Origin of the sequence: Bowmanella dokdonensis (assembly GCF_017254865.1) — a bacterium.
GTDB lineage: Bacteria > Pseudomonadota > Gammaproteobacteria > Enterobacterales > Alteromonadaceae > Bowmanella > Bowmanella dokdonensis.
This window is the reverse complement of sequence record NZ_JAFKCV010000248.1, coordinates 1-324: the sequence shown is the minus strand read 5'-3', so window position 1 is coordinate 324 and position 324 is coordinate 1. Positions and strand designations below refer to the sequence as shown.

At 51.2% G+C, this 324-nt stretch carries 1 protein-coding gene; it reads right to left on the bottom strand.

Annotated elements, in window-relative coordinates; genetic code table 11:
• Positions 1 to 324 (bottom strand): glycoside hydrolase domain-containing protein (locus tag J0A66_RS22430; protein WP_206576037.1); only part of this gene is annotated, 324 nt, incomplete at both ends.

Genomic DNA, 324 nt, shown 5'->3' with positions numbered 1-324 from the left:
AGCTTTTGGTAGCTGGCCAGGCCAAACTCGTCCTGTTCGGCACTTTGTAATACGGCGCTTAATAACTGCTCGCCATCGATGTCGGTCAGACCTTTTAGATAGGCATCTACCAACACGGGAACCGAGTGATAGCCCATCATCATATCCGTTTCATTGCCTTGGAATATCCACACCGGCAGGCGTCCAGCTACATGATAGTGGGCCATCATGCTGTCCATCATTTCCCGGGTACGACGCTGATCGATAATGGTTTTCCACGGATGCAGGGCGCGGAAGGTATCCCATAAGGAGAAAAACTCATAGCGGGGGTATTTACCGGTTTGC